The organism is Candidatus Obscuribacterales bacterium, from assembly GCA_036703605.1.
GTDB lineage: Bacteria > Cyanobacteriota > Cyanobacteriia > RECH01 > RECH01 > RECH01.
The window spans coordinates 1-10,157 of the sequence record DATNRH010001121.1 but is presented as its reverse complement, the minus strand read 5'-3'; the positions used below and the strand labels follow the sequence as shown (position 1 = coordinate 10,157).

Annotated in this window: 6 protein-coding genes; 3 read left to right on the top strand and 3 right to left on the bottom strand. The window is 52.7% G+C overall.

Annotated features, from left to right (window positions below):
• Positions 1-190 precede the first annotated feature (190 nt).
• Positions 191-358, top strand: a complete 168-nt coding sequence (locus V6D20_23375; protein HEY9818720.1) for a hypothetical protein — start codon at positions 191-193, stop codon at positions 356-358.
• A 91-nt stretch (positions 359-449) separates the two neighbouring features.
• Here the strand turns inward: V6D20_23375 and pyrC are convergent, their stop codons facing one another.
• Entirely contained in the window at positions 450-1,478 is a 1,029-nt protein-coding gene (gene pyrC / locus V6D20_23370; protein HEY9818719.1) for a dihydroorotase, read from the bottom strand.
• Positions 1,479-2,159: 681 nt separating this feature from the next.
• Here pyrC and V6D20_23365 point away from each other — a divergent pair.
• Complete coding sequence (locus tag V6D20_23365; protein ID HEY9818718.1) at positions 2,160-2,522, top strand: DUF4870 domain-containing protein; 363 nt, start codon at positions 2,160-2,162, stop codon at positions 2,520-2,522.
• Here V6D20_23365 and V6D20_23360 read toward each other — a convergent pair.
• A complete protein-coding gene (locus V6D20_23360) occupies positions 2,500-3,840 on the bottom strand; it encodes an NYN domain-containing protein (protein ID HEY9818717.1) in 1,341 nt (446 codons plus the stop codon). The two genes, V6D20_23365 and V6D20_23360, sit on opposite strands and share 23 nt — an antisense overlap.
• A gap of 395 nt (positions 3,841-4,235) precedes the next feature.
• Between V6D20_23360 and uvrA the strand changes: the two genes are divergently transcribed.
• Positions 4,236-7,310, top strand: a complete 3,075-nt coding sequence (gene uvrA, locus V6D20_23355; protein ID HEY9818716.1) for an excinuclease ABC subunit UvrA — start codon at positions 4,236-4,238, stop codon at positions 7,308-7,310.
• Between the two features lie 70 nt (positions 7,311-7,380).
• Here the strand turns inward: uvrA and V6D20_23350 are convergent, their stop codons facing one another.
• Positions 7,381-9,984, bottom strand: coding sequence for a response regulator (locus V6D20_23350; protein ID HEY9818715.1), 2,604 nt, complete (start codon positions 9,982-9,984; stop codon positions 7,381-7,383).
• Positions 9,985-10,157 lie beyond the last annotated feature (173 nt).

The window sequence follows — 10,157 nt, the reverse complement described above, 5'->3', positions numbered from 1 at the left end:
AATGAGTATCAGTGGTACTAGAACTAGAGCGTGTCGCAGTGCCATAGATCATTCTTAGATAATAGACGACCCTTGAGTCTAAACTTGTTGTTGACCTCACTGTAGTGCCGATCTGCTCTAGCGCCATATCCCAGTATTGTGCTTCTAGTGACTAGCTTATCAACTCTTGCTACATCTGCTTCAACTCGCCTTGACTTTCTGTTCTCGTGGCACAACTCCCCGATCGCAACCCTTGGATACAAGCTTTATGGGCTTGAGCGAAATTGCTTTTGACGACCGCCTCACCAACAACAAGCGCAATAACGATGTTGATGTCGAGCAAAAACTGGTGTTGCTAAACGAGGAGATGAACCGCTAAGTATGGGATAAAGTCACACGTAGCAGTGAGTTTAATCTGAGGTTGCCAACTCGTGATGGAGTTCCTCAAAAATTAAACCTGCGCACGTGTGTCACACCATTTGCCACGTGATTTCCTCCCCTGCCCGTAATGGCACGAGTCCAGATTTAGGAAAAGGTACTTCATCGGGAATACGCCAAGTCGTTTTGGTCAGCGTGATGTGTTCTGTATTACGGGGGAGGTGATAAAAATCTGGTCCATAGAAGCTGGAGAAAGCTTCAAGTTTATCCAGTGCATTTGCACTCTCAAAAGCTTCTGCGTATAATTCCATGGCGTGTAAAGCCGAATAGCAACCTGCACAGCCACAGAAGCTTTCCTTGCTGTGGCGAGCATGAGGGGCACTATCGGTACCCAGAAAAAACTTGGAATTGCCCGACGTTGCCGCTTGCAAAAGTGCCAAACGATGCTCCTCGCGCTTCAAAATTGGCAGGCAATAAAAATGGGGGTGAATACCGCCTTTGAAGAGAATGTTTCGACTAAACAATAAATGTTGGGGTGTAATTGTTGCAGCAACATTGTTGACAGATAGGACAAATTTCACCGCATCTGAGGTGGTAATGTGCTCGAGCACCACGCGCAGGTTGGGAAATTGCGATACGAGTGGGATCAAGTATTTTTCAATGAACACCTTCTCGCGGTCAAAGATATCAATATCACCGTCTGTCACCTCTCCGTGGAGTAATAGCGGCATGTCTACTTGCTGCATTGCTTCCAGGACGCGATCGCACCGACGAATATCCGTTACACCGAGGTCTGAGTTGGTGGTTGCACCGGCTGGGTAGTACTTCACCGCTTTGATAAACTGGGATGTCTTGGCTGCGATAATCTCTTCAGGACTAGTGTTGTCTGTGAGATAGAGTGTCATCAGTGGCTCGAACTGCTGACCAGCCGGAATTGCCGCGATGATGCGATCGCGGTAGGCTGCAGCATCGGCCACCGAGCGTACTGGGGGCTTCAAATTCGGCATGATGATGGCACGGGCAAACTGACGTACCGTATGTGGTAGAACCGCTCTCAGTTCTGCGCCATCGCGCAGATGAAGGTGCCAGTCATCGGGTCGAGTAATAGTGAGCTTTTGCATCGTTTAATGGCTTTGTTACATGAATAAAAAAGTACCAGGCTTTTCTTTTGCCATCTCATCATTAAGCCTGGCATTGCTGAATCGATAGATGATTTGCCCTCATCCCCAACCCTTTTTCCCAGAGAGAAAGGAGCTGGAACTCTTGTCCCTAAGGAGAGGGCGGATTTAGGAATTCATACTTGTATTCAGCAACGCCTTAAGCCTCAACTTTCCCATAGATGACTTTGAGGGGCTCCATCATCAGAACTGCGAGTCGCTATAGAGGATGGAGGCACCTGGTTTACCACTCCAATCCTCCACGACCCACTGCCCTAAGACCGATGTGTCAATCCAGAAGATGAGGCTGCCTCTCTGTTTCAATTCAGCATTATACTCAGACCAGTTGCGGATGCGGTATTGAGGCTTCATGTCAGCTTTAGGTGTGGTAACTGAAATCTACCATGGCTTTACCCTGCCGCGACCTCTCTTCATGCAACAACGCTTCGATGCTCAATGAATTGTGAGCGAGACGCTCTCACAATTCAGCAGCGCTAATCTGTAGCGCTAATCTAACAATGGGTGCGATCGCCCTCTCTGATGGCAGAGGCGGCGCAGGATCACTTAATCATCCTCTGGAGGTTGGTCAAAACGCGATCGCCTTTCGTAAGCTAGAACTACATGTCAATATTTTGGGAGACGCCCATGGATCCTACACAAACCCCCGGATACTACGATAGCGATAAACGCAAGGCCCTGTCGATCGTTAGTCACGGTGCCATTTTCCTCAGCTCACTGTTTTTGTCCGTTGGGTTGCCGATCGCCGTCTTGCTGATCTCGAATGACCCTGTCGTCAAAGACAACGCTAGGGAATCGATTAACTTCCACTTCAATGTGTGGCTATACGAAATTATTTTCGGGATTCTGACCATTGTCTTGATTGGCTATCCGCTGCTAGCCATTTTGTTTGTGGTTCACTGGATTATGCCCATCATCGGGATTTTCAAGATCCTGAAGGACAGCGATCAACCCTATCGCTACCCCTTCATTTTCCGTCTATTGGGCTAGATGCTCCAGCCGGTGGTAGGCCCATCAACTGGTCGATGTAGAACTCTCGCTGGGTATCTAGGTCGGGCACTAGTTGATAGGTACCGTTGGCCTGCTCCACTAAAATACCTGTTTCCACCAAGCGGCTCAGAGCCTGTTTCAGTTGTCCATTGGTCAGGTTGAGCCGCTCGTCTTTTTTCGCTTGACGTACATATTTGAAAATCACCAAAAAGCGTCCATAGGTGGGCCCAGGTTGGCCATCTTGGAAGGATAAACATACCTGTTCTAGAATAATTGCCCAATGATGGCGATCGAGGTCACCGGGTAGGTCACTACTAAATTCTGACTCGGTTTCAGGATCTTCGTTGGGCAAAAACAACTCCTTGAAGCCACTCAAGGTATAGACCTTAACGATGCCCTCCGCTTCCGCCTTGGCAATGAAGGCGCTGAAGTTGGAAAAGGGTTCTCCCTGCTCTTGGCGAATAGACTGAAAACCACTGTAGGAAAAGCGAGAATTGGCCCGCATTAACAGATCGGTGGGGCCAAAGCGGGTGCTCTTACCTTGGTCGCGGGCTTGGCTAATGGATTCGGTGAGGCAGGCGATCGCATCGGCGTAGGAAATCAAGCTAGGGGGTTCGGGAGTTTCGGCTAGGGTTGGATAGGCACCGTCGGCGGATAGCTTTTCTAGATCAATAAATTCGTTAGCGCTTAGCAACAGTTGCTCACTGGCGGTTTCGGTACGACCAATTAAGGTCACGCGTTTTCGCAGGGTACGCAGGGCTGTGACCAAGGGCACGAAGTCTCGATCGGCGGTGACAATGATAAATTGCTGGATTTCTGGATAATGATGGGCGGTATTGAGACAGTCCACCGTAAGCTTAATATCCACACTGTTTTCCTTACCTGTGGAAACATGGATTGGTTCAAATCCCAGACTATAGAGTGCCTGCACCAGCGGTTCTCGTTCGCGCCGCCAGTTGGCATACACCATTTTGAAGCGAGGATGTCCCTTACTTTCAGAATAACTAATTAATGACTCAGCTAAGGGAGCCTTTACCCCCTGAGCCGCAACTTTCACATTTTCGTAATCCCAAAATACCGCGACTTCATCGGAAGCAGGGGGGCGTGTCGGTGGATCGGCTGCCGCTTGAGGAGCGATCGCCTCTGATGGGATCTCGCGATCGCCTTGGACGATCATACCGCCAGCATAGGTGGAGGCTAGGGCCACAGTACCCGAGAGGAGCGATCGCCGGATATCGCGATCCATCCCCCAACTCACCCCTGCGACCAGACCGAACACGGCCACGCCAAACCCCAACAGTAATTTTTCTCGTGCCATAGTTGATGTATCTTCAAGCAATGGTTGACCAAGCCAACGGGATCCGCTGATCCCTAGAGTGGCACAATCCCCCAGGGGTCGGCTAGGTTATCAGCCCCCGAGTTTTAGCGAGGCGCTTCGATGATGCGGTTCGTGACCAGCGGGGAACAGGGAGCATTCCGAGATATTGCCGACTAAAACGTTTGTACTATTCAGGCAATGCCGCTAAGATAGACCGTTAGTGCCAAGAGTTTCCCATCGGCAGGTTGAGCCTGATCTACCATGAGGGGGGTCGCCCGTGGTAAGGTCAAATGCTGCTCTCTCATCCATTGGGATTTCTTGGGTAGAGACGATAAGATTGTTAAGAACTGTTGCCAGTTGGGCAGTCTGTTCCTCCTGTTGTGTCTGAATATCCCATGGCGAAGCGCTCCTCTAAATCCACCTCTGTGTCATCATCCCCTGACCAATCTACCGCCTCGGAGTCTGGTGCATCGGTGCAGGCCGTGGCGGCCCAGCTGGACACCTCGGCTAGCGGATCGACCGATATCATTCGCATTCGCGGGGCTCGACAGCATAATCTCAAAAATATTGACCTAGAGCTACCGCGCAATAAGCTGATTGTGTTCACAGGGGTCTCGGGATCGGGCAAATCATCCCTAGCATTTGACACTATCTTTGCCGAAGGACAGCGTCGCTACGTAGAATCCTTGAGTGCCTATGCACGGCAGTTTTTGGGCCAGGTAGACAAGCCTGATGTGGATGCCATTGAGGGGCTTAGTCCAGCCATTTCCATCGACCAAAAGTCTACGTCCCACAACCCTCGCTCCACGGTGGGTACGGTGACGGAGATCTACGATTACCTGCGGCTGCTGTTTGGGCGGGCAGGTGAACCCCACTGTCCCCACTGCGATCGCTCCATTGTGCCCCAAACCATTGACCAAATGTGCGATCGCGTCTTGGGTTTGCCCGATCGCACCCGCTTTCAGATCCTTGCGCCGGTGGTGCGGGGCAAGAAGGGCACCCATAAGAAGCTGCTATCGAGCCTGGCCTCGGAAGGGTTTGTGCGGGTGCGGGTGAATGGCGATGTGCGGGAGCTGTCAGACTCCATTGAGCTGAACAAGAACCACAGTCATGACATTGAAATTGTCGTGGATCGTTTGGTGAAAAAAGAGGGTATTCAGGAGCGCTTGGTGGATTCCTTGGCGACCTGCCTGAAGCGTTCTGAGGGCATTGCGGTGATTGATATTTTGGAGGGCGATCGCTCGGAAGCGGGCCCCAATGTCATTGATATGGACGCCCATCGCCATCCATCGGCAAAGGCAGCAGAGGCCACAGGTTCCTACCAGGTGGAAGATCGCCTACCCAAGGAACTGGTGTTTTCTGAAAACTTTGCCTGCCCTGAACATGGCGCGGTGATGGAGGAACTCTCGCCTCGTCTGTTTTCCTTCAACTCGCCTTACGGAGCCTGCTCCCATTGCCATGGCTTGGGTACGCTACGCACCTTCTCGGCGGATTTGGTGGTGCCGGATCCTAGTTTGCCGGTTTATGCGGCGATCGCCCCTTGGTCTGAGCGGGATAATACCTACTACTTTTCCCTGCTCTACAGCGTGGGACAGGCCTTTGGGTTTGAACTGCAAACGGCCTGGTGTAAGCTGACGCCGGAGCAGCAGCAGGTGATTCTCCATGGCTCGGAGGAAAAAATCTACATCGAGTCGGACTCTCGCTATCGAGAAGACAAGGGATACCATCGCCGCTATGAGGGCGTCTTACCCATGCTGGAGCGCCAGTATCGGGAAAGCACGTCGGAAACGTTTAAGCAAAAGCTGGAAAAATATCTGGTCGATCAAGACTGTGAGGTCTGCGGGGGCGATCGCCTCAAGCCGGAAGCCCTGGCGGTGCGGGTGGGGCAATACAGCATCAAAGAGCTCACCCATGTCTCGATCCGCGATACGTTAGACTGCATCAATCACATGCACCTGACGCCCCGCCAAGCCCAAATTGGGGAATTGGTGCTCAAAGAAATCCGCGCCCGGCTGCAATTTCTAATCGACGTGGGGCTAGATTATCTCACCCTTAATCGGACGGCGATGACTCTGTCCGGCGGAGAAGCCCAGCGCATTCGCCTGGCCACCCAAATTGGCGCGGGGCTCACCGGTGTGCTCTACGTTCTGGATGAACCCAGCATTGGTCTACATCAACGAGACAACGATCGCCTCCTAGCCACCCTCACCCGTCTACGCAATTTGGGGAACACCCTGATTGTGGTGGAACATGATGAAGATACCATCCGCGCCGCTGACCATTTGGTGGACATTGGCCCCGGTGCTGGGGTGCATGGGGGAGCGATCGTGGCCCAGGGCTCCTTCGATGAGTTGCTGAAGGCCGAAGACTCCCTCACCGGAGCCTATCTATCGGGTCGGCGCAGAATTCACACACCCGCCCAACGGCGCACCGGCAACAGCCGCATGTTGAAAATCCGCCAGGCCCACCGCAATAACTTGAAGCAGATTGATGTGGATATTCCCTTGGGCAACTTGGTCTGCGTCACCGGGGTCTCGGGGTCGGGTAAGTCTACCCTGGTGAATGAGCTCCTCTACCCTGCCATTCAACATCACTTTGGGCGCAAGATTCCCGATCCCAAGGAGATGGAACCGATTCAAGGTTTGAAGGCATTGGATAAGGCGATCGTGATTGACCAGTCGCCCATTGGCCGCACGCCGCGATCGAATCCTGCCACCTACACTGGTGTGTTTGATGTGATCCGGGATTTGTTTGCGGAAACTATCGAGGCGAAGGCGCGAGGCTATAAGCCAGGGCAGTTTTCGTTCAATGTCAAAGGTGGACGCTGTGAGGCCTGCGGTGGTCAGGGGGTGAATGTCATTGAAATGAACTTCCTGCCCGATGTCTATGTGCAGTGCGAGGTGTGCAAAGGGGCGCGCTACAACCGGGAAACCCTGCAGGCGACCTACAAAGGCAAGTCGATCGCCGATGTGTTGAACATGACCGCCGATGAGGCACTGGACTTTTTCCAGAATATTCCCAAGGCAGCGTCACGGCTGCAAACCATGGTGGATGTCGGTTTGGGGTATGTGCGTCTGGGGCAAACAGCGCCGACGCTCTCCGGCGGCGAGGCCCAGCGATTGAAGCTAGCAACAGAGTTGGCGCGACGAGCCACGGGCAAAACGCTGTATTTGATTGATGAACCCACCACAGGGCTCTCATTTTATGATGTCCACAAGCTGTTGGATGTCCTCCAACGGTTGGTGGACAAGGGCAATTCGGTGTTGGTGATTGAGCACAACTTGGATGTGATCCGCTGTGCCGATTGGATTGTGGATCTGGGCCCCGAGGGGGGCGATCGCGGCGGCGAGGTGATCGTTATGGGAACACCGGAAACGGTCGCGGCCCATCCCACGTCCTACACAGGGCACTATCTCAAGCAGGTGTTGGCCACCCATCCTCCCCAAGCGATCGCTCCCATCGATGCTTAGCGATCGCGCTACAGAGTCATTCTCTAGTTAGCCAGGTACAAGCTCGCTGTATCTATCTCACGGGCTATTCTCACTGACTATCGCGAATGTTTTGATACTGCTGCAGAATGGTGGACAGGGCGTCCATACGAATGGGCTTGCTCAGGTAGTTGTCCATCCCGGCCTGGAGACAAACTTCGCGATCGCCCTGGGTTGCGTTAGCCGTCAAAGCGACCACGTAGGGCTGTTGTTCACTGGGAATTTGCTGGCGGATTTCTCGGGTGGCTTCCAGTCCATCCATCTCTGGCATTTGCACATCCATGAGTACGAGATCGTAGGGATGCTGCCGCAGATAATCCAACACTTCGATACCGTTATTGGCAATCTCTGCCTCGTGTCCTAGCCGTTTGAGCAGTTGCAGGATCACTTTTTGGTTGACTAGATTATCTTCAGCCACCAAGACACGCAGGTCATGGGTAGTCAACATCGATGGTTTGGACAACTGTTCCATATCAGACTTAGAAAGGCTAGACAATTTATCATGGGGGGCTTTCAGGCTATGGAGCAAGGCATCGCACAGGGCGTTTTGCTTCACAGGCTTACTGACGTACTGGATGCCAGCCATCGGATTTTGCTGGGCCATCACGGCTTGGTCGATTTGGGTGAGCAGTACGACCGGAATGTCTTGGGCGTTGGGGCAGTGCCGAATCGTCTGCAGCAACTGGGTATCCTGAACGCTGAGCGGTTGCCCATTCAGGATAATAACGTCGAATCGTTGACTACTCAAAAGTTTTTCTCCTTCTTCCAAGGAGTGGGTCGCCAATGAGGTCATGCCCCAAGTACGGGTCTGTAGGAGTAGGTTTTGCTGACTGACGGTATTGGCATCAAGAATCAGCACCCCTTTGCCGGCTAAGCCAGGAATAGGTGAACTAGGAAATCCTACCTGGGGTTCTTCGACGGCATCAACCACGACGGAGCACCAAAAAGTAGAACCCACACCCAGCTCGCTATCGACCCAAATCCGTCCACCCATCATCTCACTGAGGCGTTGGCTAATCACCAAGCCTAACCCCGTGCCACCGTAAACACGGCTGATGGAGGCATCGAGCTGGCTGAAGGGCTGGAATAGATAGCGCAGGCGATCGGAGGCAATGCCAATCCCGGTATCTTTGACGGCAAACTGCAGGGCATAGCGGGCAGTGAAAGGGTGGGATTGAGAACGGCCTTGCGCAGCAAGCTCTGAGCGAAGCTGCCGGGCATTCACTACCACCGTCACTTCTCCGGTGGTGGTGAACTTGACGGCATTGCTCAATAGGTTGCTGAGAATTTGCCGCAGACGCACCACATCACTCACCACCACACGAGGTACTTCAGGCTGAATGAGATAGGCGAGTTCTAATCCTTTTTCGCTAGCTTTCGGAGCGAGGAGATCTAGGGCTTCTTCAACACAGGTGCGCAGTTTAAAGGGCTTTTGGTCGAGGGTGAGTTTTCCGGCTTCTATTTTGGAAAAGTCTAAGATGTCGTTGATGATGACAATCAAAGCATCACCGCTGGTGCGAATCGTTTCGACAAAATCGCGCTGTTGAGGAGTCAGTTCGGTATCCAGCAGCAGCTCTGTCATGCCAATCACCGCATTCATGGGCGTGCGAATTTCATGGCTCATGGTGGCTAAAAAGCTGCTTTTGGCACGATTATCGGCTTCAGCTTTCCAGCGCGCTTGCTCCAAGATGGTTGTTTTTAAGATGAGATCTTGCTGCTGTTGGCGATGCTGGTCTGCCTTTTGGGCATGGGCAATCGCTAGCCCGATATAGCTAGCCATCAGCTCTAGATGATGAAGGGTTTCTGATGACCATGGACGAGGGCGATCGCATTGCTGTAGACACAGCACACCGGCAACCTGCCCTTGATATAAAACTGGCACCGCAACCAAAGCCTGCACGGCTTTCAGAGCTTCTCGGGGGGCATCGGCAAGGGCGATGGGTGATGGGCCAGACGAACAGTTGTCGATCACCCAAGAGCTGTGATCAGGCTCGGTTTGAATGTGATGCTGCAGGTGGTGGGCGAGGGCTTCAAAGTCATCTAGTACAGCGGGAATACCATCGCGGCAATATTCCACCTGATGTAAGGCTGAGCGCGGGGAGGATGGATGAGCATAGATCAGGCAGCGATCGACCTGAAAGGTTTGCCCGACTTGATTGGCGATCGCTTGTAGGGTTTCATGCAGGGGCAGATCTTGATGCAGCACCTGAATGGTTTGTTCTAGCCCATACAGAGACGGTTTGGCGGGCGGCAGGGGATCGCTAGCCGAGCTAGGCTGGACGGCGAACATTAAATAGGTTGATGATCCCTCTGGTGAAGATACCCATGTGATCTGTCCTTGCCCAGAGCGACGGTTCGAGGTGATGGCCTGCGATCGCAGAAAATCGACCGGCAAGGTGAAGGCGATCTCATTCACCTCGTTGCTCAGCAATGACTGAAGGCGATCGCAGCAGGCTGACCAAAGGCTTGGACAGGCTTGATCTAGGGCAACACCCAACAGATGCTGCCGAGATATTCCCGTCCAGTCTTCAAGCAGGCGATTCCAGCAAACAATGGTGAAATCAAGCTGCACCACGCAAATTCCCATGGGAACTGCATCAAGCGCATAAAACTGGGACGGCATAATCTGAGTTGGATGTTGATTAGGTGAACTCATGCGCTGCGTTCCGGCATGGCATAACCGTCGTTCCCCAAGTTTACTCCTTGAATTCCCTTCAGAAACGGAATGGCGTTAGATCCTTCGAGGAAAACGAGGTTCAATCGGGACTGATAGGTATGACTGGGAGGTAGATGTAATCCTGGGATACAGTGTTTTTTGTCCGAATGGGT